Here is a 23,956-nt window from a genome sequence, read left to right as displayed (position 1 = left end):
ACCGGCTCACTCCGCGGCCTCGTCGGTGGGACGCTTCCACGCGGCCAGCACCTCAGGCGAAGGCGTCAGCGCGAGGTCGATGCCGCGCGTGCCGATCGGCTGCTGGAACCAGCGCTTGTGCAATGCCACCACCTCCGGGCCCGCGAAGACCGAAGTCAACGTCTGGTCGACCAGTTGCTTCCACTCCGGATCGGATTTCGGCAGCATCAGCGCATTGCGTTCGGTGGACAGCGCCGGCCCCACGACCGTGTAATGCGACGGGGCCTTTGAATTGGCGCGCAGGCCATACAGCACCACATCATCCAGCACGAAGGCCTGGGCGCGGCCAGTCTCCAGCAACAGGAAGGACTCGTTATGGTCCTTCGCGTACACGTCGTTGTAGGCGTACTGCGTCCTGAGCCGGCGCACGTGGCGATCGCCGGTGGAGCCCGCGCTGGTGACCACGACCTTGCCGCGCAGGTCGTTGAGGGATTGAATGCCGGAATCCTCGCGAACCAGCATGCGGACCACCGACACATAGTGCGATACGCTGAATGCGACCTGCTTCTGGCGCTCGACCGTATTGGTGTTGGGCGCGCAGTCCACGGTCACCAGGCCGTTCATCACCGCCGGCACGCGGCTCTGCGCCGTCAGCGGCAGCCAGCGCACCTTCAGGTCCTTCAGGCCGAGTTTCTGGCGCGCGGCCTCGGCCACGCGCAGGCACAAGTCCACGGCGTAGCCCGAAGGCTGGCCCTTGATGTCGGAGAAAGAGAACGGCAGCGCGCCCTCGCGATAGCCCATCGCGATCGTGCCGGATTCCCGGATCTGCTCCAGGATCGGGCTCTGGGCGCGCGCGGACTGGAGGCTGGCCAAAGCAGCGAGGGCAGTCAGCGCGGCGAATGCGCGCGCTGTGAAAGAGGCAGGAAAGGACATGGCAGGTGCTCGGGCAAAGTGCGTAGCGTATTGCGCACTCCGCCCCAGCGAAACAATATCTTTCTTATAAGAACATGCCCGGCATTCTCATAAGAAAATTGCTTTTTTTGCGATCAAGCCATGCGCGCCGGGGAAGGTATCGCTGGTGCGACCGCTTCGCCGTGACCGGCGGCCACATCGACGCAGACCGGGTCGAACTCTTCCTCTGTCCCCAGCTCCCCCTCCCATTTGGCAACGACGGCAGTGGCGATGCTATTGCCCAGGACATTGGTTGCCGTGCGCCCCATATCCAGGAACTGATCGATTCCCATCACCAGCAACAGCCCGGCCTCCGGCAAGCCGAACATCGGCAAGATGGCGGCTACCACCACCAGCGAGCCGCGCGGAACCGCGGCCATGCCCTTGCTGCTGACCATCAGGATCAGCAGCATGGTGATCTGGTGCCCGAGCGACATATGGATATCGAAGGCCTGCGCGATAAAGACCGCCGCAAACGCCTGATACACCATGGAACCGTCGAGGTTGAAGGAGTATCCCAGCGGCAGGACAAAACCGACCAGGCGCTTCTTCACCCCGAAGCGCTGCAGCCGCTCGATCATCTTCGGGTAAGCCGCCTCGCTGCTGGCGGTGGAAAAGGCAATCATCATGGGCTCGCGGATACCCTTTGCCAGATCGAACATGCGCCCCTTGAGAACCACATATCCCGCGATAAAGAGCACGGCCCACAGGGCCAGCAAAGCGAGATAGAACGCGCCGATGAACTTGCCATAGGTCACCAGTACGTCAAGACCCTGCACGGTGATGGCCGCGGCAAGCGCCGCAAAGATGCCGGCCGGCGCGAACAACATCACCGTATTCGTGATGCGCAGCATCACGTGCATCAGTTCGTCGACGGACCGCTTCAGGAATTGGCCCGAGCCACCGGTCGTCTTGCCCAGCGCAATGCCGAAGAAAAGCGAAAAGATCAGGATCTGCATGATCTCGTTGGTCGCCATGGCCTCGAAGATGCTTTTCGGGAAAATATGCGTGACGAACTCTTTCAGGTTGAGTGCGCTGGTCTTGAGATTCGTGCTTGCGCCAGCGTCCGGCAGAACCAGGTTCAGGCTGACACCGGGTTGCGCCAGGTTCACGAACAGCAGGCCGATGCTCAGCGACACGAGTGACGCGAGGATGAACCATGTCAAGGCCTTGGCGCCGATGCGGCCAATCGCCTTGGTGTCGTCCATGCTCGCGATCCCTGAGACCAGGGTGGCAAATACGAGCGGGGCGATGATCATCTTGATCATGCGCAGGAAGATCTCGGTGATGATCGAGAAATTCCCGGCAATCGCCTTGGCTGCTGCCGCGTCTGCCGCCATGCGGTGACAGGCATAGCCGACGATGACACCCAGGACCATGCTGAGCATGATCCAGCGGGTAAGTTTGTTAGTGGTTTTCAAAGCTTCGCCTCCTGGCCGTTTTCCAATATCGACGCGCAATGCATCCTGCCGATGTCGATAAGACAGATTATCTAGTACTAGACAAAACGTCAACACGATGAAAACCCGAAGTATTTCGGCAAGCTGAGTGCACAACGCCGGTGGCAGGCGCACACCTCCCGGCAACGGCAGCAAAGCGGAAACAATGGAGGGGATGGCCAGAGCGAGGCCAGGCATGCAATAGCGATACCGGGGGGGGATCCCCGGTGAAGGCAAAGGCCATCGCGCGCGGCCTGATGGACAGGCTCACACGAATGACGATCGGTGGGAATAGTCGAATCTGTTCCTGGCTGTTATTCCGCCGGCGCCAACATCACCTGCGCCACGCAGGCATGGCTGGCCGGTGCCACGCGCACCGGCCAGCCATGCCGCGGATCGGTCCAATCAGCCAGCAAGCAACGCCGCGAACCGGTCGATATCGACGTTCCCGCCGCTGATGAGGACACCCACGCGCTTGCCTTGCAGCTCGGCCTTCATGGCACGCGCGGCGGCAAAGCCGAGGCAGCCGGTAGGTTCCACCACCAGCTTCATGCGCGACGCGAAAAAGCGCATGCAGTCGACCAGCTCGTCGTCGGTCGCGGTAACGATGTCATCGACATCGCGGCGAATGATCTCGAACGTGTAGTTGCCAAGGTGCTGCGTCTGCGCGCCGTCGGCGATGGTCTTGGGGGTCTCGATATGCACGATCGAGCCAGTGCGGAACGACTGCTGGCCGTCGTTGCCGGCAGCAGGCTCCACGCCGTAGATCTTGCATTGGGGAGACAGCGCGCGCGCGGACAACGCGGACCCGGAAAGCAGCCCGCCGCCGCCAAGGCAGACGAACAGGGCATCCAGCTCGCCGGCTTCCTCGAACAATTCCTTGGCGGCGGTGCCCTGGCCGGCGATGACGTCCGGGTGGTCATACGGCGGGATCAGCGTCAGGCCCTGTTCCTCGGCCAGCTTGCGGCCGATTGCCTCGCGGTCCTCGGTATAGCGGTCATAGATCACCACCTTGCCGCCGTAGCCCTTGGTCGCGGCAACCTTCGCGGCCGGCGCGTCATGCGGCATGATGATCGTCGCCGGCATGCCGAGCAGGGAGGCCGACAGCGCGATGGCCTGCGCGTGGTTACCCGAGGAAAAGGCCACCACCCCCGCCCGCCTCTGGCCTTCGTCGAACTTCGACAACGCGTTGAAGGCGCCACGAAACTTGAAGGCGCCCATGCGCTGCAGGTTCTCGCACTTGAAGAACAGCTCCGCGCCCACTTCCTTGTCCGCGGTGCGCGAGCGCATGACGGGGGTGCGGTGCGCGTAGCCCTCAATCCGCGCAGCGGCGGCTGACACATCATCAAAGGTCGGTAGATTAAACATGGTCGTCATTCTCGTTTGAGTAAAAAGGCTACCAGGGCCAGTGGATGCTGGTGCCAGTTTGCGCGGTGGCGGCTCGCCGCTGGAGCAGGCGAGCCACCGTCAGGTCCTGCAACGCCAGGCCTGTCATATCAAAGACGGTGATGTCGGTGTCGTGGCGCTCAACTTGCACCTTGCCGCCCAGCACGTCGCCGATTTCCGTGCAAGGCGTGTCCGGCGCCCACTGCGTCTCGCCGATCTGGCGGGCCTGGGCCCGATCGTCGACGAACAATCGCGCGCGCGCCAGCAGGCCGTCGGGCAACTCGCGCTTGCCGCGTGTGTCCGCGCCCACGCAATTCAGGTGCGTGCCTGGCTGCACGGCTTGCAGGTCGAACAGCGCACCGCCGCCCGGCGTAGCCGTGATCACTACGTCGCTGCCCGCCACTGCCGCATTGCGCTCGGGGGCATGGGATATCTCACAGCGCTCGGCAAAGGCGCGCTCGAACGCCGCGTCGTGCTGGCCCGTCACCGTAACGTATTGAACCTGCTTGAGCGAGGGCAGCAGCGCAAGGGCAAACGTCAACTGAATCCGCGCCTGCACGCCGGTGCCGAACAGGCACAGGCGCTCGCTGTCCTGGCGTGCCAGCCACTGAAGCCCAAGGCCGCCGGCGGCACCGGTGCGCATCGTGGTGACGGCGTTGCCATCGATCATGCACACTGGCCGCCCGGTTGCCGGATCGATCAGCATGATCGTGGCCTGATGCGGCTCGCCGCCCACCTCGCGGTTGGCTGGCCAGAATCCGGCCGCCTTGAAACCCAGCAGGCCTTGCGACTGGACGTCGCCGGACTTGATGCCGAACACGCCACCGGTCGCCAGCGGCTCCCGAACCAGCGGAAAGACACGGCCCTCGCCCTGGCTATGCAGGGCAAAGGCTTCGCTCACCGCCTCCATGGCATCTGCCGGCTGCAGCAGTGACTCGACCTGGTTCTTGTCGAGCAGGAGCAAGCGCGCTTCACTTGGCATAGCTATACACCGTAGCCCGCGACACGCCGAGATGCAGCGCCACGATTTCCATGGCGCGGCGCACCTCCATGAACCCCGCCTCTTTGAGCTCGCGCAGCAATGCGCGCCTGTCTTCGGCCTTGAGGGATCGCGGCGTGGTGGCCAGCCGCGCGGCGAACTGGTCGATGCGGGCCCGGATGGCATCTGCGCCGGCCGGGTCGAGCGACTCCTTCATCCCCGCGCCGGCGTCCACGCTGCCGAACTGGCCGAGCACGTTCTGCAAGCTGCGGAACAGCGTCAGGTCGACGTTCATGCACAGGGCTGCCACATAGCCCCCGGTCGAATCCTTGATGCCGATCGACGTGCTCTTGGCCTGCCGCCCGTCGGCGAACTGATTCGCATAATTGGCGATCACCTGCGGATACTCGGGGTCGGCGATCCGGGCAAGGCCTAGCTCGGTTGCGGGGTCTCCCACCTGGCGGCCCGACAGGTTGTTATGGATGGCGAGAATGGCGTGCTTGGGGTCCAGCAGATCGTGAACAACCACCTCGCAAAAGGGCGCGAAGGTCTCGCTCAAACCTTGGGCCACCTGCTTGAGTTGCTCGAGCAGCGCTTGCTGCTCGGGTGTGCGTTCTGGTGTGCGTTTTTTCATATAGACAGGTTATCCAAATGTAGACAATTCGTCAATATCAGGTTTGATCACAACCAGGCACATGACGCGGCGCCCGCAATGCAGGCGCCGCGTCATGTGCTTGCCTCAGGCCGGCTCGAAGCGCTCCCCCTTGAATACCCGCACCGGCGTGCCACGCTCCACCTGATGGTGCAGCATCCGCCGCTGGGCGCGTTGGGCGAGCATGCTCTGGTCCGCCTGCTGCGCCAGCTTATGCGCGATCAGCAACGTGGCAATGCGCTTGTTGGCATGCTGGCTGCGCTCGGACTGCACCCTGACGCTAATGCCGGTATCCACATGGATGGCGCGCACGGCCGACTCGGTTCGGTTCACGTGCTGCCCGCCTGGCCCGGAGGCCCGGCAGGTCTCAAAGCGGATCTCGCCCGCCAGGGCTGGTGACGGCGCAGCGCAACGCGCCACGCCGATAAACCAGTTCTTGCGCGCATGCCTGGGCCGGTAAGGACTCTGGCAAGTCCATTGCACAGTGCCCTCCCACTGGCGCGCCAGGTCCGGCGCCCGCTCGCCGTCCAGGCTCACCAGCACCGAGCGCAGGGTGCCGGCTCGCTCGCCGCCCTCCTCGCCAATGATCTCGATCTGCACGCTGCAAAGCGCCGCCTCGTGCAGCAGGCGCCGGAGCGCCCGGCTGACCGCCAGGCAGCATTCGGATGGCCCTTGCGCCGCGGAAAGTTGTAGCAGGATCATCGGCAGCACTCCCCGCTGGTCTTGTACGTGAGCACGGGGCGCAGGCGCGCCAGCGGCCTTGCCAGGCCCGCGTCGCAAAGCGCCGCCACCACGCTGTCGATCGGCTTGTAGGCTTGCGGCGCCTCCTCGTAAATCAACTGCCGGTCACGGCAGATCACGCGGCTGTCAAAACGTGTCCGGCTCAGTTGCTCGACGGTAAAGCGCCCCGACAAGCGGCTCTTGCACTCGCCGCGCATCCATTTGCGGCCCGCGCCGTGCGCCAGCGACAACAAGCTGCGCGCATCGGCTACCGGCTCGACCAGGTAGCTGTAATCTCCCCGCGAACCCGGGATGACCACCGGGCCAGCATCGGCCGGCGTGGCGCCCTTGCGGTGCAGCCAGCCGGCAATGCCGTCGATCGTGGCCGCCGCCAGGAAGTTGTGGTCAACGTCGAGCACCCGCTCCCCACCGCCATGCAGCCGGTCCAGCATGCGGCGCGCGACCAGCTCGCGGTTGCCCTGAGCGAAACGCAGCGCCTGCGCGTGCCGGGCCAGATAGTCGGCGCCATCCTGGCTGGCGCCGCTCAAGCCACTGTGGCCGAAGCGCTCGATATGGTCTTGCAGGATTGCCTGGCCGAGCCCGCGCGAGCCGCTGTGCACCAGCAGCACCAGCCGGCGGCGCTCCAGCCCGAGCGCCGCCACCGCGGCTTGGTCAAGAATCTCGTCGATCTGCTGCACTTCGGCAAAGTGATTGCCCCCGCCGATCGTGCCCAGCGCGTGCTCGTGGCCAACGCCCTGCAGCGACTGGCTGGCCACGACCTGCGCCACGGCCTCGTCCCATGAAGCGTCGAGCGGCCCATCGATATTGCCGAGCCGCTTCTCCAGCTGGTCCGCGCCGATCCTGGTCGCGTCCAGCTCCGTGCGCCACAGCGCCATGCCGCAGCCGATGTCATTGCCGACCAGCGCAGGATAGAGCCGGCCGCTGGAGAAAAAGGCCGCACCCACCGGATATCCCCGGCCAGGATGCAAGTCCGGCATGCCGGCGACGCGCTCCATGTCGGCGAGACTAGCGGTGTGATGAAGTTGTTGGATCGCGTTGCCTTCGATCCAGGTGTGGTCCGACGCGATCAGCGATACGCGCTCGGACAGATGCTTGATGCAATTGAAATTGCCCATATACCATCCAGATAAGAGAAAGAATCTGATGTGGCAGGCCGGAGCCGGGCAATGCAACTCACCGCGCAACGCAATGCCAATTTGGCGATGCGCTTGCGGGGCGGAACGATTAAACCTGGCGCGGCCTGCAAAGATGCATCGACGTTTTCATGGTGTGCTCTCCTTTGCAGTGCGGTTGATGAATGAAGGGGAACGATCGTAATGCGCAATGGCGTGATCTGGCAATGTTGACGATCAGATCAGCGCGTGCGGCTGTTGTCAGACCGAGACACTTATCTGTCACGCGAGCGTCACGCCTTCATCACGCCACCGTCACGTAGACCATGCATCGTAGCGGTCTTTCGACACCACTCTTCTCCTACATGCGCATCATCCCGTCCGCGACCGTCATTGCCGTTATCGCCGTCACCGCTGCGGCCTGGGCTTTGCCCGCCGCGGCCCAGGCCACAGCCCCCGCCGCCTACCCCGCCACCCTCGCCGGCCACGCCATCCTGCCCGCGCAGAGCTATATCGCCGCGCCCAAGGACGCGCCGCAGGACCTGCAGGAGAGCGGCAAGTTCACCACCGGCGCGCGCGTGGAAAAGATCGGTGCGGTGGAAGGCCAGTCGAACAACCGGCCGACGGGTGTGTCACTGCCCTTCAAGGGCCAGCCGCTGCAAGGCCATTCCGGCATCAAGCACATGGCGGACGGCAGCTTCTGGGTGCTGACCGACAATGGCGCCGGCAGCAAGGCCAACTCACCGGACTTCATGCTCTACCTGAATCACTACAAGGTGGACTTCAAAAGCGGCAAGCTCCATCGCCTGGGCACTGTGTTCCTGCACGATCCGGACAAGAAGGTGCCCTTCCGCGTCGTCCACGAAGGCACCAGGCAACGCTACCTGACCGGTTCAGACTTCGACACGGAGAGCTTCCAGTTCGCCGGCGGCGCGCTGTGGATCGGCGACGAGTTCGGGCCCTTCCTGATCAAGGCCGACCTGCAAGGCAAGGTGCTGGCCGTGTACGACACGCTGGTCGACGGCAAGGTCGTCCGCTCGCCGGACCATCCCGCCGTGACCACGCCGGGCGTGCCGGGCGGCGCGGTGGACTTCCAGGTCAAGCGCTCCAAGGGCTTCGAAGGCATGGCCTCGTCCCCGGACGGCAGCAAGCTCTACGCGCTGCTGGAAGGCCCCGTGTGGAACGCCGAAGCCAAGGATTTTGAACGCATCGGCGGCAAGGAAGCCCTGCGGGTGCTGGAGTTCGACACCCAGGCCGGCAAGTGGACGGGCCGCTCATGGAAGTACCCGCTGGAAGCCAATGGCAACGCCATCGGCGACTTCAACATGATCGACGCCAGCACCGGCCTCATCATCGAGCGCGACAACGGCGAAGGCACGGCCGACAAAGCCTGCCCCGAAGGCCAGAAGCGCAACGACTGCTTCTCGGATATCGCCAAGTTCAAGCGCATCTACAAGATCGAGCTGAGCGACGCCAATGCGGGCGGCCCGGTGCGCAAGATCGGCTACATCGACCTGCTCAATATCGCCGACCCCGACAAGCTGGCCCGCAAGCCGCTCAACGAAGGCGTGCTCAAGTTCCCGTTCTTCACCATCGAGAACGTGGATGTGGTCGACCCGACCCATATCGTGGTCGGCAACGACAACAACCTGCCCTTCTCCAGCAGCCGCGAGCCTAACAAGGCCGACGACAATGAACTGGTGCTGCTTGAGGTCGGTGAGTTCCTGAGGGCGAAGTAATTGGCTTCAGGGCAGTGCCGGCGCACGAGCCGGCATGGATGGGTGTCCCGGGCTCACGAGGACACCCATCCGGCCTACACCTCCAGCCATTCCTTGCGAACGGCGGCATTGGCCTTCAGGTCCCCGGGGGTGCCCTCGAACACGATATGCCCGTGCCCCATCACATAGACCCGCTGCGAAATATCCAGCGCGATAGCCAGCTTCTGCTCGATCAGCAGTACCGACACGCCACGCTCCTTCAGGACCTTCAGGTAATCGCCCACCAGCGCGACGATCATCGGAGCCAGCCCTTCGGTAGGCTCGTCGATCAACACCAGGTCGGGGTCGCCCATCAGGGTGCGGCACAGCGTGAGCATCTGCTGCTCGCCGCCGGAGAGCACGCCGGCTGACGTATTCTCGCGCTCCTTCAGGCGCGGAAACATGTTGTACATGTCCTGCACCGTCCAGCGAGGCTTGGACTGGCGCGGATTGCGCTTCTCGCCGAGCTGCAGATTCTGGCGCACCGTGAGCGTGGGAAAGATATCGCGGTTCTCCGGCACGTAGCCCACGCCCAGGTGGGCGATCTCGAAGGTGCGCCGCCCGAGGATCTCTTCGTCGCGAAAGCGCACCGATCCTTCCGCCTTGACCATGCCGAGGATGGCCTTGGCCATGGTCGAGCGCCCCACCCCGTTGCGGCCCAGCAGCGCGACGATCTCGCCTTCGTCGATATGCGCGTCGACGCCGTGGAGGATATGGCTTTTGCCGTAGTAGGCGTGCAGGCCCTGCACGTCCAGCATGCGCTTGCCCATCAGTGCGCTCCCTCAGTAGCAGGTTCGTCCAGGGTCGTGCCCAGGTAAGCTTCCTTGACCTTGCGGTTGGCGCGGATGGCCTCGGGCGTGTCGGTGGCGATGACCTCGCCGTAGACCAGCACCGAGATCCGGTCGGCCAGCCCGAACACCACGCTCATGTCGTGCTCCACCATCACCAGGGTCTTGCCCACGGTGACGCGGCGGATCAGTTCCACCGCATGGTCGGACTCCGAGCGGCTCATGCCGGCCGTGGGCTCGTCCAGCAGGATCACCTCGGCGCCGCCGGCGATGGTGATGCCGATCTCCAGCGCGCGCTGTTCCGCATAGGTCAGCAGGCTGGCCTGGGTGCTATGGCGGTGCTGCAGGCCGATCAGCTCCAGCACTTCGTCCGCCCGCTCGCGCGCGTCGCGCAGCTCGGACAGGCGATGCCAGAACGAATACTTGTAACCCAATGACCAGAGCACCGCGCAGCGCAGGTTTTCGAACACCGACAAGCGGTGAAAGATATTGGTGATCTGGAAGCTGCGCGACAGCCCCATGCGGTTGATCACGAATGGCTGCAGCCCGCCGATCTCCTGGCCATTCAGCCTGACCGTGCCCGAGCTCGGCGCGAAGCGCCCCGAGATCAGGTTGAAGGTTGTCGATTTACCGGCGCCGTTGGGGCCGATCAGCGCATGCCGCTCCCCCTTGGGGATGCTCAGGTTGACACCCCGGATGATCTCGGTCTGGCCGAATTTCTTGCGTACGTCGTTCAGTTCCAGTGCGGCGCTCATGCCGTGCCTCCCGCCATTTCGGCCTGTACCTTGTCCCACGTGGCGCGCACCCGCGCGCGCGCGGCGCGGCAAGCCAGCAGGCCGGCCACCCACAACGCCGCGGCCACCAGCCACGGCTTCACCGTCGCGGCGTCAAAGCCGATGCGCAACAGCGACATCTCGGTCCCGTTGGCGCTATCCACCTGCACCTTGTAGACCAGCTCCACGGTGAGGATCACCGCGGCGAGCAGCACCAGCCCGGCAGCCGCGGCGCGGCCGTAGTCGGGCAACATGGCGCGCAGCTTGCCGCGCGCGAGCAGCGGCACCTGCATCATCAGCAAGCTGGCGATGCCGCCCGGCACGAACATGACCATCAGCACGAAAAACAAGCCAAGGTAGAGCAGCCAGGCCTTGGTCAGGTCCGACAGCGCGACCGCGAACAAGATGAACACCACCGCCCCGATCACCGGCCCGAAGAACACGCCCGCGCCGCCGATGAAGGCTGCCAGCAGCACCCCGCCGGAGCGCACCGCACTGACGTTCTCGGCTGACACGATCTCGAAGTTGATGGCCGACAGCGCCCCCGAGATGCCGGCGAAGAACGCCGACAGGATCAGCACCAGGTAGCGCACGCGCTGCGTGTTGTAGCCGATGAATTCCACCCGCTCCGGGTTGTCGCGCACCGCGTTGGCAATGCGGCCGAGCGGCGTCTGGGTCCAGGCGTACATGGCCACCATCGACAGCAGGCACCACACTGCGATCAGGTAATACACCTGGCGCCCGGGGCCGTAGGTGATGCCGAACACGGGGTCTCCCACCATGCGGTTGGTGGAGATACCGCCCTCGCCGCCAAAGAAATCCGGGAACATCAGCGAGCTGGCAAATACCATTTCCCCGATGCCCATGGTGATCATCGCGAAGGTGGTGCCGGACTTCTTGGTGGTGACATAGCCGAACAGCACGCCGAAGAAGGCGCCGGCCAGGCCGCCAACCACCGGCAGCAGCGAGACCGGCAGCCATACCTTGCCCGCCCCCACCATATTGAGCACGTGGATGGCGATGAAGGCGCCCAGGCCCGCGTACACCGCATGGCCGAACGACAGCATGCCGGTCTGCCCGAGCAGCATGTTGTAGGACAGCGCGAAAATAATCATGATGCCCATCTGGGACATCAGCGTGATGGCGAACCCGCCGGTGAAGAACAGCGGCATCACCAGCATCAGGGCCGCGGTCAGGCCCCAGATCGCCCAGCGCGCCAGGTTCATCGGGCGGTAGCGCATGGTGCTGCCGGTCACAACCGTCTCGCGGCGTTGTTGCATTGTCGTCTCCATGCTCATGCTATCAACCCTCCCTGGTGCCCATCAAACCACGCGGGCGGAAGATCAGCATCACCACCAGCAACAGATACGGCAGTACCGGGGCAACCTGCGCCACCGTCAGCTTCCATAGCGAAGACAGCGGCGTGCTGTCGGTAACCTGCAGGCCGATCGAGCCCAGCAGGCCAGCCAGCGAGGCGTCAAGCGTGACGGCAAAGGTCTGCAGCACGCCGATCAGCAGCGAGGCAATGAACGCCCCCACTAATGACCCCATGCCGCCCACCACCGCCACCACGAAGATGATCGACCCCACCGCCGCCGCCATCGACGGCTCGGTGATAAAGGCATTGCCGCCGATCACGCCGGCCAGCCCCGCCAGCGCGGCGCCACCGCCGAACACCATCATGAACACGCGCGGCACATTATGGCCAAGCGCCTCGACCATTTCCGGATGCGTCAGCGCGGCCTGGATCACCAGCCCGATGCGGGTGCGGGTGAGCACCAGGTAGATCGCCACCAGCATGGCCAGCGACACCACCATCATGAAGGCGCGGTACTTGGGGAACGAGGACGTGAATACGGTAAACAACGGCCCGTCCAGCTCTGCCGGGATGCGGTAGGGTACGGCGGCAAGGCCCCATACCAGCTTCACGCCTTCCTCGATCAGGTAAGCCAGGCCGAAGGTGAACAGCAGTTCTGCCACGTGCCCGTACTTGTGCACGGTGCGCAGCCCGAAGCGCTCCACCAGCGCGCCAGCGCCGGCCACCAGCAGCGGCGCGAAGATCAGCGCGGGCCAGAAGCCGATCTTGCTGGCAATGGTGTAGGCAAAGTACGCGCCCAGCATGTAGAAGCTGGCGTGCGCGAAGTTCAGCACGCCCATCATGCTGAAGATCAGCGTAAGCCCGGAAGAGAGCATGAACAGCAACAGCCCGTAGCTGACGCCGTTCAATAGGGAAATGACGAAGAATTCCACAACTTATCCTTCATTCTGACGCACGTGGCCAGCTGGCGGCCACCAATCGGCCGGTCGGACAACGGGCGCGCGCGGGTGAGCGCGGCCCACCCGAACGCGGCATGGACCGCGCCGGGCCGACCGAAGTATGCAGGATCAGGTGGCGCGCTGGAACTGGCCGCGCCATCCGCCGCGCGCGGGCTTAGCCCGGGCGCTTCATCTGGCAGGAAGTCGGCTGCGCTGCCACATACTGGTCCAACAGCGCATCGGTCTTCCAGCCAAAGCCGGTGTTTTCCTGGTCGAACTTGACCTCCTTGCCGTCAACCTTGGTCCAGGTAGCCACCACCAGCGATTGCTGGGCCTGGTGGTCCGAGCCGCGCATCTCCACCGTACCGTTCAGGCTGTCGGCCTTCATGCCTTCGAGCGCCTTGGCCACCTTGACCGGATCGGTCGACTTGGTGTCCGTGAACGCCTTGCCCAGCATGGCGATGCCGGTGTAGGCAGCCATCACATAGAAGTCGTCGTTGTACTTCTTCTTGAAGCCTTCGATGACATCGCCGCCCTTGAAGCCCTTGTTGTTGGGGTTGTAGTAGCCGACGTACTTGACACGTCCGGCTTCCGTCGGCCCCATGGCGGTCGGCACGCCGGTGGTGGCGCCGTAGTAGGTGTAGTAGTTGGTGGTCAGGCCCGCGTCCTTGCCGGCCTTGATCAGCAGGGCCAGGTCGCTGCCCCAGTTGCCGGTGATCACGGTGTCGGCGCCGGAGGCCTTGATCTTGGCCGCGTACGGGGCAAAGTCCTTGACCTGGGCCAGCGGGTGCAGGTCGTCGCCGACGATCTGGATGTCCGGACGCTTGCGCTTCAGGTAGTCCTTGGCGGCGCGCGCCACCTGGTGGCCGAAGGAGTAGTTCTGGTTGATCAGGTAGACCTTCTTGACGTTGGGATCCTTGGCCAGGAAGGTGGTCAGCGCCTCCATCTTCATGTCGGAGTTGGCGTCGAGCCGGAAATGCCAGTAGTTGCACTTGCTATTGGTCATGTCCGGGTCCACCGCGGCGTAGTTCAGGTAGACGATCTCCTTGCCCGGATTACGCTCATTGTGCTTGGCCACCGCGTCTTCCAGCGCCAGGCCCACGGAGGAGCCGTTGCCCTGCACGATATAGCGGATGCCCTGGTCCACCGCCTGCTTGAGGATGGTCAGGCTTTCCTGTGGCGAGAGCTTGTTGTCAAAGCCAACCACTTCAAACTTGTTCCCGCCCCCCCAGTTCTTCTGGTTGGCGATGTCCGCGACGAACTGCCAGCTCTTCAGCTGGTTCTGCCCCACCGGCGCCATCAGGCCGGACAGCGGGTCGATAAAGGCGATCTTCACCGTATCGGCAGCCGCAACCCCGGAACCCATTGCCGCGAAAATGGCCGTGGCGGCCACGAGCGGACGCAATCTGATCATGCTTGTCTCCTTCTGTCTTATTGTTGGCTGTGGTTGATCCCGATTCGCGGTGGCGCCCTCTCCCAAGACCGCGCGCGCCGCAAACCTGTCCTGCAATCGCCGGCATCAACGGCCGGCAAGCATTGGCGGCTCTACGGCCGCCTTGGGGTCAGGCCGCCGGCAGGCGGTAGTCCTTGAACTGCTCGCGCAGCTTGAGTTTCTGCATCTTGCCGGTAGCGGTGAGCGGAATCTCGGTGACAAAGGCAACGTCGTCGGGAATCCACCATTTGGCGACCTTGCCCTCGAAGTACTTCAGCAATTCCTCGCGCGTGACCTCGGCGCCGGGCTTTTTCATCACCACCAGCAGCGGGCGCTCGTCCCACTTGGGGTGATAGCAGGAAATGCAGGCCGCCATGTGCACCGCCGGGTGGGCGGCCGCCACGTTCTCGATATCGATCGAGGAGATCCACTCGCCGCCGGACTTGATCACGTCCTTGCTGCGGTCGGTGATCTGCATGTAGCCGTCGGGGTCGATGGTGGCCACGTCGCCCGTGGGGAACCAGCCATCCACCAGCGGCGACGCGTCGTTGCGGTAGTAATGCTCGATCACCCAGGGGCCGCGCACGTGCAGGTCGCCGAACGCCTTGCCATCCCAGGGCAGCTCGTTGCCGTCGCCGTCGACGATCTTCATGTCCACGCCGTAGATCACGCGGCCCTGCTTTTCCTGGATCTTCTGCTGTTCGTCTTCCGGCAGGTCGTTGTGGCGCGCCAGCAGCTTGCAGGAAGTGCCCAGCGGGGACATCTCCGTCATGCCCCAGGCATGAATGGTCTCCACGCCGAGCGCCTTGAGCGCGCGGATCATGGCGGGCGGCGCCGCCGAGCCGCCGATCACGGTGCGATTGAAGGTGGAGAACTTGAGATTGTTGGCCTGCACATACTGCAGCAGGCCCAGCCATACCGTGGGCACGCCGGCCGAGAAGGTCACCTTCTCGTTCTCGAACAGCTCGTAGACCGAGGCGCCGTCCAGCTTGGCGCCCGGCAGCACCAGCTTGGCGCCCACCAGCGGCACCGAATACGGCAGGCCCCAGGCGTTGACGTGGAACATTGGCACGACTGGCAGGATCACGTCACGCGCCGAGCAGCCCAGCGCGTCCGGCAGCGCCGATGCGTAGGAGTGCAGCACGGTGGAGCGATGCGAATACAGCGCGCCCTTGGGGTTGCCGGTGGTGCCGGAGGTGTAGCAAAGGCTGGAGGCCGTGTTCTCATCGAACTGCGGCCACGTGTAGTTGCCGTCCTGCGCGTCGATCAGGTCCTCGTAGCACAGCAGCGGCACCTTTGCTTGCGCCGGCATGTGCGAGCGGTCGCTCATCATCACCCAGCCCTTCACGCCCGGGCAGTGCGCCGCCACGCCTTCGACCAGCGGCAGGAAGGTGGCATCGAAGAACACGTACTGGTCTTCGGCATGGTTGATGATGTAGGCAACCTGCTCGGGGAACAGGCGCGGGTTGACGGTATGGCATACCGCTCCCGAGCCCGATACACCGTAGTAGATCTCCAGGTGGCGATAGCCATTCCAGGCCAGCGTGCCGACACGGTCGCCCGACTGCACGCCCAGCGCGGCGATGGCCTGGGCCAGCTTGCGCGAGCGCAGCTCGCAATCGCGGTAGGTATAACGGTGCAGATCGCCTTCGGTCCGTCGCGAGACGATTTCCGTGCCGCCATAGTGGCGTGCGGCGTGCTTGATGATGGAGGAAATGAGCAGGGGTTCGCTCATCATTTGACCCATCAATGCCATGGAATAGTCTCCTGTAGTTTTCGAAATCCATCAAAAAACGAACAACCGTTCTATTTTTGGGCCGATTGTTGCCATCCATTGATGAAACGTCAACGGGAATCCGTTGTGCAGCGCCATATCCGGGAGGCCGGCGGGCTGCACCCATGGCCCCATGGCGGTGCACCAGGGGCAGGATTCAAGGGATATCCGGAAACATTGTGGTGACAACGACGGTCAGAGATGCGAATGACGGCGTGGAAGTACAATAACGCCTGCCATGTTGCACCTCAACATGTCGTTTTCCCTAGCCTGCAAGCGCACTTGCGCGAAATCCGACATGCCGGCGCTGCACCGCCCAGCCACCCATAGTGATGCCCCAGTGAACTCTCCCGAGCCAACCGACGCCCCCCAAGCCTTGCCAGACGCCGCCGGCCCCGCCCCATTGAATGCGGCCGAGCCGCGGCCGCCGTTCACTGCCGTGCCTGGCTTTGCCGAGCTCGGCCCGCGCTTCTTTACACGGCTCGCGCCGACGCCGCTACCCTCCCCCAGGCTGGTCAGCGTGTCAGCCTCCGCAGCCGGGTTGCTGGGCTGGGATGCGGATGCCGCAACGCAGCGTAGCTTCATCGAAACTTTTGCAGGAAATCACGTGCCCGAGTGGGCCGATCCCCTCGCCAGCGTGTACTCCGGCCATCAGTTCGGGGTCTGGGCGGGCCAGTTGGGCGATGGCCGGGCGATACGCCTGGCCGAGGCGCGCACCGCCTCCGGCCCCTGGGAAATCCAGCTCAAGGGCGCCGGCATGACGCCCTACTCGCGCATGGCCGATGGCCGCGCCGTGCTGCGCTCCTCGATCCGGGAATACCTGTGCTCCGAGGCAATGCAGGCGCTGGGCGTGCCCACCACGCGCGCCATGTGCATCATCGGCTCCGACGCCCCGGTGCGCCGCGAGACCATCGAGACTGCCTCCGTGGTGACGCGCCTGGCGCCGTCCTTTATCCGCTTTGGCCATTTCGAGCATTTCGCGGCCCGCGAGGACCTCGCCTCGCTGCGCCAGCTGGCGGATTTCGTGATCGACCGCTTCATGCCCGAGTGCCGCGACGACAAGCAGCCCTACCAGGCGCTGCTGCGTGAGGTCTCCCTGCGCACCGCCGACCTGATGGCCAGGTGGCAGGCCGTGGGCTTTTGCCATGGCGTGATGAACACCGACAATATGTCGATCCTCGGACTGACCATCGACTACGGGCCCTTTGGCTTCCTCGATGCGTTCGATGCCAACCACATCTGCAACCATTCCGATTCGCAAGGCCGCTACGCCTACAGCCAGCAGCCGCAGGTTGCATTCTGGAACCTGCACTGCCTGGCCCAGGCCCTGATGCCGCTGTGGCGAGAGGGCGATGGCAAGGCCGACGCCGAAACCAGCAAAGCGGCCACCGACGCCGCGGTAGAAGCCGCGCGCGCCGCGCTGGATCCGTTCCGCGAACGCTATGCCGCGGCCTTCTTCCAGCAATACCGGGACAAGCTCGGCCTGCGCCCGACGGGCGGCCCCGATGCCGACGACGAGCCGCTGCTGACCGACCTGTTCCAGCTGCTGCATGCCCAGCGCGTGGACTACACCTTGTTTTGGCGCAACCTCGCCCGCATCTCCTGCGCCGATGGCAGCCAGGATGCCCCGGTGCGTGACCTGTTCCTGGACCGCGCGGCGTGGGATGCCTGGGCCGAGGCCTACCGCGCCCGCCTGCGTGCCGAGAACTCCGTTGACGCTGCGCGCGCCGTGGCCATGCTGGCGGTCAACCCGAAGTACGTGCTGCGCAACCACCTGGCCGAAACCGCCATCCAGCGCGCGCGCGAGAACGACTTCAGCGAGGTGGACCGCTTGCTGGCCGTGCTGTCGCGCCCGTTCGACGAGCAGCCGGAGGCAGAGACCTATGCCGCGCTGCCGCCGGACTGGGCGGCCGGGCTGGAAGTGAGCTGCTCGTCGTGAAGGCGCGGCGCCACTGCAAGCACTGTAAGGTTTGACAGGCAAGAAACGACCAACCGGCCTTGGGTGACGAAGCGCGGGCTGCGCAACAAGTTGTGCGCTGGCCAAGTCTCCCGGCCAACGAAAAAGGAAAGCCGATTATGACCACGCACAAGACCGAAGCCGAGTGGCGCGAGCAACTCTCCGACATCGAGTACCGTGTTGCCCGCGAAGCCGCCACCGAGCGGCCCTTCACCGGCCGCTACTGGGATCACTGGGAGCGCGGCACCTACCGTTGTGTCGGCTGCGGCACGCCGCTGTTCGAAGCCAGCACCAAGTTCGACGCCGGTTGCGGCTGGCCAAGCTACTTCCGCCCGATCAACGGCGAGGTGATCGACGAGCACACCGACCACACGCACGGCATGGTCCGGGTGGAGGTTCGCTGCAAGGAATGCGGCAGCCACCTTGGCCACGTTTTCGAAGATGGCCCCGCGCCCACCGGTTTGCGCTACTGCATCAACTCGGCTGCGCTAAAATTCGACCAGCGCGACCCTGCCGACCTCAACGCGGGTGACGCCGCGCCGACATCGCCCGACACGCCGCGCTAAGCCCGAACCGCCCGCGCGGCGGTTCGCCGCCAACCAAGCCTTCGACCTTGCGTCGCTCAATCCTGTTCGCATGAAATTCCTGTTCGACCTGTTTCCGGTCATCCTGTTCTTCGTCGCCTTCAAGTTCGCTGGCATCTATGCCGCCACCGGCGTGGCGATTGCCGCCACCGTAGTGCAGATCGGCTGGGTCTGGCTGCGCCACCGCAAGGTCGAGCCGATGCAGTGGGTCAGCCTGGCGATCATCTCGGTGTTCGGCGGCGCCACGCTGCTGCTGCACAACGAGACCTTCATCAAGTGGAAGCCCACCGTGCTGTACTGGCTGTTTGCCGCCACGCTGACCCTGTCGGCGCTGATCTGGCGCAAGAACCTGATCCGCGCCATGCTGGGCAAGCAGGTCACCATGCCGGAAGCCGCCTGGGGCAAGCTCAACGCCGCCTGGGCCGCTTTCTTCGCCGTGATGGGCGTGGTCAACCTCTATGTGGCCTACCAGTTCTCCACCGACGCCTGGGTCAACTTCAAGCTGTTCGGCAGCATGGGCCTGATGCTGGTGTTCATCCTGGCACAAAGCGTCTGGCTGTCCCGCCACATGCAGGAAAACACCCCCGAGTAAGCGCACCGGCGGGCCCTGCCCGCCGCGCCTGCCTCGATTGATCTCCCGGCTCCGGCCGGCCCCCACCAGGATACGCATTCACCGATGGCCGCAGAACCCGCACAAATCGAAGCCCTGCTGCGCGCAGCCCTTTCGCCCTCCAGCATCGAAGTCCGCGACGACAGCGCGCTGCACGCCGGCCACGCCGGTGCCGCCTCCGGCGGCGGGCATTACCACGTCACCATCGTCAGCGCGCAATTTGCCGGCAGCACCCGGGTGGCGCGCCATCGCATGGTGTATGATGCGCTGCGCGATCTATTCCCCGCGCAAATCCACGCGCTGGCGGTGACCGCGCTGACTGACCAAGAACTTGAATCCCGCGAAACCTCCCGCGATTCCTCGAGCAACTCTCAGATCTGATTCCATGAAGACCACAGTCCTCTCGTTCAGCCTGGCGGCTGTGCTTGCCGCTGGCAGCTTGCCCGCCCTCGCCCAGAACGCTGCCGTCGTGAATGGCAAGGCGATCCCCTCGGCCAAGCTGGACAAGCTCGTAGCCGGCACCGGACAGCCTCCCAGCGCAGAACTGCGCGACCGTGCCCGCACCATGCTGATCGACCGTGAGCTGCTGCTGCAGGAAGCCAACAAGCGCGGCCTGACCCAGCGCGACGACCTGCAGGAACAACTGGAACAAGCCAAGCTGAACGTGCTGGCCGGTGCCGTGTTCGAGGACTACGTCAAGACCCACGGCGCCAGCGACGACGAACTGCGCAAGCAGTACGACAAGATCAAGTCCCAGTTCGGCAGCGGCAAGGAATACCACGCCCGCCACATCCTGGTCGAGAAGGAAGCCGACGCGCGCGCCATCATCGCCAAGATCAAGGCCGGCGCCAAGTTCGAAGACATGGCCAAGGCCTCGTCCAAGGACCCGGGCTCAGCAGCCAACGGCGGCGACCTCGACTGGGCCAACAGCAGCAGCTACGTGCCGGAATTCTCGGCCGCCATGACCGCGCTGAAGAAGGGCCAGATGACCGAAACCCCGGTCAAGACCCAGTTCGGCTGGCACATCATCCAGCTCGACGACACCCGCGACGCCAAGATCCCGACGTTCGAGGAAGTCAAGCCGCAGTTGGTGCAGATGCTGATGGGCGACCAGAACTGGCAGCGCGAGCAGTTCCAGGCCATGATGAAGTCGCTCAAGGACAAGGCCAAGATCCAGTAAGTGGACTCGGGCTTGCCGTGACGGGAAAACCGGCGCCGATGGCGCCGGTTTTCATTTGCGCAAGCGGCATACCGCTGTAACAAATGCCAGCATGGCATTGCCGCACCGTGGCTGGGATCAAGCCGCGCAGAGCTCCAGCAACTGCTCGTCGCGAAAGCCCCATTGCGCCGGATCCTCGAACCCGACCACGGTGTCCTGCGTCTCGCGCAGATCGAGCGTCTCGGGGCCGAGGTGGGCAGCCTCGCTCACCGAGTAGAACACCTTGACCTGCGGGCGCAGCGGCTCGTTGTCGTTCTGCGCGAAGACCACCGCCAGCCGTCCGGAACGCAAGCGCAGCACCGTGCCCAGCGGATAGATGCCAATGGACCGGGTGAAGGCCTGGAACACGGTACGATCGAACAGCGTATCCACCCGCACCGCCATGTACTCCAGCGCCCGCGCTGGCGTCCACGCCTGGTGCCCGGGCCGGTTGGAGGTCAGGGAGTCATAGGCATCGCACACCGCAGCGATCTTGGCGTGCACGCTGATCTCGTTGCCATGCAGGCCAAACGGGTAGCCGCGCCCGTCGATGCGCTCGTGGTGGTGCATGCAGACATCGAGGGGAATATTGCTGTAGAGCTTGGCCTCGTTGAGGACGCGGTAGCCCACCGAAGGATGGCGCTGCACCATCGCTACCTCGGCGGCGCTCATCTCGCCCTGCTTGTGCAGCACGTGCGTGGGCACGGAAATCTTGCCGATATCGTGCACCAGGCCCGCCAGCCCGAGCTGCTGCACTGCGGCACTGTCCAGGCCAAGGGTGCGCCCGAGCGCGATCATCAGCGCGCAGACCGCGAAAGAATGCAGATAGGTGTAGTCGTCCCGCACCTTGAGCCGCGCCAGCGCGATCAGGGCCTGCGAATGGCGGGTCAGCGAATTCGATACGGAATCGACCAGCATCAGGGCACCCTCCACCTCCAGCGCCCGGCCCATGCGGGCATTCGTGAACATCGACCCGACCACCGCCTTGCCATTCTTCATCACCTCCCGGGCCAGGCCGAACTCCACCTCCAGCGGCACTCCCGACTGCGGCACGGCGCCGGCCGGCTCGTCGGCAACGGGCTTCACGCTCAAGGACCCCGACGCCGCCAGTTGCACGGGCGGCGGCACACCCTTGCCCTTGAGCAGATCGATCCAGACCTCCTCGACCTTGGAGGCGATCATCTGGTCGATCTGTTCCCGGCTGTTCACCAGGAACCGGGAGCGCCAGAAAGGATGCTCCAGCCATGGCCCCCCCACCCTGGCCACGAACATTCCGACTTGAAGCTGTTGGGTCTTGATCCGTTTCAGCATGCCAGCTCCTCGCGTACAGATTGAATAAGGCGTGGCCGCTTAACGGCAAGGAGACGAAATACTTTAGGGCTGACGGGCATTCCCGCGGCTCGGCCAGGGCCGGCACCACCGCCATGCAGAACGGTTATGACATCAAGGCGGCCGGGGGCAGGCACAAATAGCACTTCAACCGTTCAACCCTTCAGCCCATCAACCCTTACCCCGCGGCCGCTTGGCGGCAGGTTTCGGCGCGGCGTCTGTCTCCCCGGCCTGGGCGGACTTCATGAAGCTGCTTTCACTGGTCATCACGCCGACGATCCGCGCGAGCTGGCGGCTGAGGCTGATGTAGGCGTGGCCCATGCGGGCATCGAAGTAGAGCGAATCGCCGCGCGCCAGATGTACCCGTTCACCGCTGTCGAAATGCACCTCGATCTCGCCGGAGAGTACGTACACGAACTCCTCCCCGGGATGGCGCGCGAAATCCTCGGGTCCTGCGATACGGCGCGCGTGCACGGTGCTGACCACCGGAATCATCTGCTTTCCCACCGCCTCGGTGCCGAGGAACTCATAGGAAAACGACACGCCCCGATACGTCACGCCCTCGCCTGCCCGCGTCACGACGGGTCCCTGGAATGGCGCTGTCTTCGCGCCGGCGCCCGCGAACATCGAGCCCATGTCCATCTGCAGCGCCTTGCCCAGCGCGGCAAAATTCTCGTAGCCCAATGCCAACTGCCCGCGCTCCGCGCGCGAGATGGTGGTGATCGACACGCCTGACAGCTCGGCCAGATGTGCCAGCGTCCAGCCAAAGGCCTTGCGCGCACTGCGCAGACGCTTGCCAAAGGTCTCGCGGTCGAGCGTGCGCGACTCTTCGCTATCGTCGCTGCCGCGCCCCGGGGCGATGTGTGTTTTCAAGCCTGCGTCCTTTTTTCCATTGGAGCGGATGCTATCAGACGGCGCAGCCGGGTACATCCCATGCCGCTCACTTTAGTGCAAAATTTGCGTATCCGCAATTTGCATATTCGCAAATTCTTGAATACACTCACTCGCATTCCAAAGCACCAGCGCCCCTCGAGCGCGCTCAGTCCCACCACCATCATGCGCACAACTCACGCTGCTTCGACGATCTCAGCCGACTACCTTGTCATCGGGGGTGGCATTGCCGGCGCGTCCGTCGCGCACTGGCTCGCGCCGCATGGCCGCGTCATCGTGCTCGAGCGCGAGGCCCAGCCTGGCTACCACTCGACCGGCCGCTCGGCGGCACTGTTCATGGAGAGCTATGGCACCCAGCAGGTACGCGCACTGACCATGGCAAGCCGCGCCTTCCTGCAGGACCCGCCGCCGGGCTTTGCCGCGCATCCGCTGCTCACCCCGCGCGGCGCGCTCATGATCGCCGGCCCCGGACAACTGCCGTTGCTCGAAGCGCACTGGGAAGTGCTGCACGCCATGGACCCCGATGCGCGCCGCCTGAGCGCCGAGCAAGCACGCGAGCGCGTGCCGGCGCTGCGGCCAGAACAGGTGCTAGGCGCCGTGTACGAGCCCAATGCTGCGGACATGGATGTGCATGCCATCCACCAAGGCTATCTGCGCGGCATGCGCCAGGCCGGCGGCAAACTGGTGTGCGATGCCGAAGCCAGCGCCATTGCGCGCGTGCAGGACCACTGGCGCGTGGAGGCGGGCGCAGCGGTGTACGAAGCGCCCGTGCTGCTCAATGCCGCCGGCGCCTGGGTCGACGCCATTGCGCGGCTGGCTGGCGTGCAGCCGCTTGGAATCGAGCCCCGCCGCCGCTCCGCGTTCATCTTCGCGCCGCCCGCGGGCATGGACACGGACCACTGGCCCATGGTCTTCGGCGCCGACGAGGACTGGTACTTCAAGCCCGATGCCGGCATGTTGCTGGGCTCGCCGGCCAATGCCGATCCGGTCGAGCCGCAGGACATCCAGCCCGAGGAAATGGATATCGCGCTCGCCATCCACCGCATCGAGGAAGCCACCTCGCTCGCGATCCGCCGCCCCACCCGCACCTGGGCCGGGCTGCGCTCCTTCGTCGCCGACGGCGACCTGGTCGGCGGCTTTGACGACGCGGCACCCGGCTTCTTCTGGGTCGCGGGCCAGGGCGGCTATGGCATCCAGACTTCGGCCGCCATGGGCGAAACCTGCGCCGCGCTTGCGCGCGGCTTGCCCGTGCCCGCGCATCCCGCATCGTTCGGCCTGACCGCCGAGATGCTGGGGCCCGCGCGGCTGCGCCGCCTGGCTGGCTCGACCTGAATCGTACTTGCCCACCAAATCGCCAATCGCCAATCG

General features: G+C 64.7%; 23 protein-coding genes. 8 read left to right on the top strand and 15 right to left on the bottom strand.

All coding sequences use genetic code 11. The features are described 5' to 3' along the window. Nucleotides 1-6: 6 nt before the first annotated feature. The 7 genes from A9975_RS32840 to A9975_RS32810 form a co-directional block, all read right to left on the bottom strand. Nucleotides 7-912, bottom strand: a complete 906-nt coding sequence (locus A9975_RS32840; RefSeq protein ID WP_183036364.1) for an amino acid ABC transporter substrate-binding protein — start codon at nt 910-912, stop codon at nt 7-9. A gap of 113 nt (nt 913-1,025) precedes the next feature. After that, nucleotides 1,026-2,567, bottom strand: a complete 1,542-nt coding sequence (locus tag A9975_RS32835; RefSeq protein ID WP_370565955.1) for a dicarboxylate/amino acid:cation symporter — start codon at nt 2,565-2,567, stop codon at nt 1,026-1,028. A 207-nt stretch (nt 2,568-2,774) separates the two neighbouring features. Next, entirely contained in the window at nt 2,775-3,746 is a 972-nt protein-coding gene (locus A9975_RS32830) for a threo-3-hydroxy-L-aspartate ammonia-lyase (RefSeq protein ID WP_183036363.1), read from the bottom strand. Between the two features lie 19 nt (nt 3,747-3,765). Then, nucleotides 3,766-4,737 (bottom strand): ornithine cyclodeaminase family protein, encoded by a 972-nt coding sequence (locus tag A9975_RS32825; protein ID WP_183036362.1) that lies wholly within the window; start codon nt 4,735-4,737, stop codon nt 3,766-3,768. Beyond that, nucleotides 4,727-5,368 (bottom strand): transcriptional regulator, encoded by a 642-nt coding sequence (locus A9975_RS32820; RefSeq protein WP_183036361.1) that lies wholly within the window; start codon nt 5,366-5,368, stop codon nt 4,727-4,729. The genes A9975_RS32825 and A9975_RS32820 overlap by 11 nt, the downstream gene beginning before the upstream one ends. A gap of 105 nt (nt 5,369-5,473) precedes the next feature. After that, nucleotides 5,474-6,088, bottom strand: coding sequence for a peptide chain release factor H (gene prfH, locus A9975_RS32815; protein ID WP_183036360.1), 615 nt, complete (start codon nt 6,086-6,088; stop codon nt 5,474-5,476). Further along, the gene (locus A9975_RS32810; RefSeq protein ID WP_183036359.1) at nt 6,085-7,242 is read right to left on the bottom strand and encodes an RNA ligase RtcB family protein; all 1,158 of its coding nucleotides are present in this window, start codon (nt 7,240-7,242) and stop codon (nt 6,085-6,087) included. The genes prfH and A9975_RS32810 overlap by 4 nt, the downstream gene beginning before the upstream one ends. A gap of 51 nt (nt 7,243-7,293) precedes the next feature. Here A9975_RS32810 and A9975_RS38370 point away from each other — a divergent pair, with 51 nt between their 5' ends. Both A9975_RS38370 and A9975_RS32805 read left to right on the top strand, forming a co-directional pair. Then, nucleotides 7,294-7,428 (top strand): hypothetical protein, encoded by a 135-nt coding sequence (locus tag A9975_RS38370; protein ID WP_255504158.1) that lies wholly within the window; start codon nt 7,294-7,296, stop codon nt 7,426-7,428. A gap of 176 nt (nt 7,429-7,604) precedes the next feature. Continuing rightward, entirely contained in the window at nt 7,605-8,978 is a 1,374-nt protein-coding gene (locus tag A9975_RS32805; protein WP_150990394.1) for an esterase-like activity of phytase family protein, read from the top strand. 74 nt (nt 8,979-9,052) lie between these two features. Here A9975_RS32805 and A9975_RS32800 read toward each other — a convergent pair whose 3' ends face one another. The 6 genes from A9975_RS32800 to A9975_RS32775 all read right to left on the bottom strand — a co-directional run bounded on the left by A9975_RS32800 (nt 9,053) and on the right by A9975_RS32775 (nt 16,001). Further along, complete coding sequence (locus A9975_RS32800) at nt 9,053-9,766, bottom strand: ABC transporter ATP-binding protein (RefSeq protein WP_150990302.1); 714 nt, start codon at nt 9,764-9,766, stop codon at nt 9,053-9,055. Beyond that, nucleotides 9,766-10,539, bottom strand: a complete 774-nt coding sequence (locus tag A9975_RS32795; RefSeq protein ID WP_043346660.1) for an ABC transporter ATP-binding protein — start codon at nt 10,537-10,539, stop codon at nt 9,766-9,768. Before A9975_RS32795 ends, A9975_RS32800 begins: the two co-directional genes overlap by 1 nt. After that, nucleotides 10,536-11,849 (bottom strand): branched-chain amino acid ABC transporter permease, encoded by a 1,314-nt coding sequence (locus tag A9975_RS32790; RefSeq protein WP_043351905.1) that lies wholly within the window; start codon nt 11,847-11,849, stop codon nt 10,536-10,538. Before A9975_RS32790 ends, A9975_RS32795 begins: the two co-directional genes overlap by 4 nt. A 10-nt stretch (nt 11,850-11,859) precedes the next feature. Beyond that, complete coding sequence (locus A9975_RS32785; protein ID WP_150990296.1) at nt 11,860-12,807, bottom strand: branched-chain amino acid ABC transporter permease; 948 nt, start codon at nt 12,805-12,807, stop codon at nt 11,860-11,862. Between the two features lie 181 nt (nt 12,808-12,988). After that, nucleotides 12,989-14,227, bottom strand: coding sequence for a branched-chain amino acid ABC transporter substrate-binding protein (locus A9975_RS32780; RefSeq protein WP_183036358.1), 1,239 nt, complete (start codon nt 14,225-14,227; stop codon nt 12,989-12,991). A gap of 148 nt (nt 14,228-14,375) precedes the next feature. Continuing rightward, complete coding sequence (locus A9975_RS32775; protein WP_183036357.1) at nt 14,376-16,001, bottom strand: 3-(methylthio)propionyl-CoA ligase; 1,626 nt, start codon at nt 15,999-16,001, stop codon at nt 14,376-14,378. A 316-nt stretch (nt 16,002-16,317) separates the two neighbouring features. Between A9975_RS32775 and A9975_RS32770 the strand changes: the two genes are divergently transcribed. The 5 genes from A9975_RS32770 (at nt 16,318) to A9975_RS32750 (ending at nt 20,350) form a co-directional block, all read left to right on the top strand. Next, nucleotides 16,318-17,958 carry a YdiU family protein gene (locus tag A9975_RS32770; protein WP_183036462.1) on the top strand — a complete coding sequence of 547 codons (1,641 nt, stop codon included), beginning with the start codon at nt 16,318-16,320 and terminating at the stop codon, nt 17,956-17,958. 137 nt (nt 17,959-18,095) lie between these two features. Beyond that, entirely contained in the window at nt 18,096-18,542 is a 447-nt protein-coding gene (msrB, locus tag A9975_RS32765) for a peptide-methionine (R)-S-oxide reductase MsrB (RefSeq protein ID WP_043346672.1), read from the top strand. A 70-nt stretch (nt 18,543-18,612) separates the two neighbouring features. Beyond that, on the top strand, nt 18,613-19,152 hold the full coding sequence (locus A9975_RS32760; RefSeq protein ID WP_174426400.1) for a septation protein A: 540 nt from the start codon (nt 18,613-18,615) through the stop codon (nt 19,150-19,152). Nucleotides 19,153-19,236: 84 nt separating this feature from the next. Continuing rightward, complete coding sequence (locus tag A9975_RS32755) at nt 19,237-19,551, top strand: BolA family transcriptional regulator (RefSeq protein ID WP_150990287.1); 315 nt, start codon at nt 19,237-19,239, stop codon at nt 19,549-19,551. Between the two features lie 4 nt (nt 19,552-19,555). After that, nucleotides 19,556-20,350 (top strand): peptidylprolyl isomerase, encoded by a 795-nt coding sequence (locus A9975_RS32750; protein WP_150990285.1) that lies wholly within the window; start codon nt 19,556-19,558, stop codon nt 20,348-20,350. A 117-nt stretch (nt 20,351-20,467) separates the two neighbouring features. Here the strand turns inward: A9975_RS32750 and A9975_RS32745 are convergent, their stop codons facing one another. Next, nucleotides 20,468-21,679, bottom strand: a complete 1,212-nt coding sequence (locus tag A9975_RS32745; protein ID WP_183036356.1) for an HD-GYP domain-containing protein — start codon at nt 21,677-21,679, stop codon at nt 20,468-20,470. Between the two features lie 189 nt (nt 21,680-21,868). Continuing rightward, complete coding sequence (locus A9975_RS32740) at nt 21,869-22,570, bottom strand: helix-turn-helix domain-containing protein (protein ID WP_183036355.1); 702 nt, start codon at nt 22,568-22,570, stop codon at nt 21,869-21,871. A 183-nt stretch (nt 22,571-22,753) separates the two neighbouring features. Between A9975_RS32740 and A9975_RS32735 the strand changes: the two genes are divergently transcribed. After that, nucleotides 22,754-23,920: an FAD-binding oxidoreductase gene (locus tag A9975_RS32735; RefSeq protein ID WP_183036354.1), complete on the top strand. Its 1,167-nt coding sequence runs from the start codon at nt 22,754-22,756 to the stop codon at nt 23,918-23,920. Nucleotides 23,921-23,956 lie beyond the last annotated feature (36 nt).

The sequence above is a fragment of the Cupriavidus sp. UME77 genome (assembly GCF_014170355.1).
GTDB classification, from domain to species: domain Bacteria; phylum Pseudomonadota; class Gammaproteobacteria; order Burkholderiales; family Burkholderiaceae; genus Cupriavidus; species Cupriavidus basilensis.
This window is presented reverse-complemented; position numbering and strand designations above follow the sequence as displayed.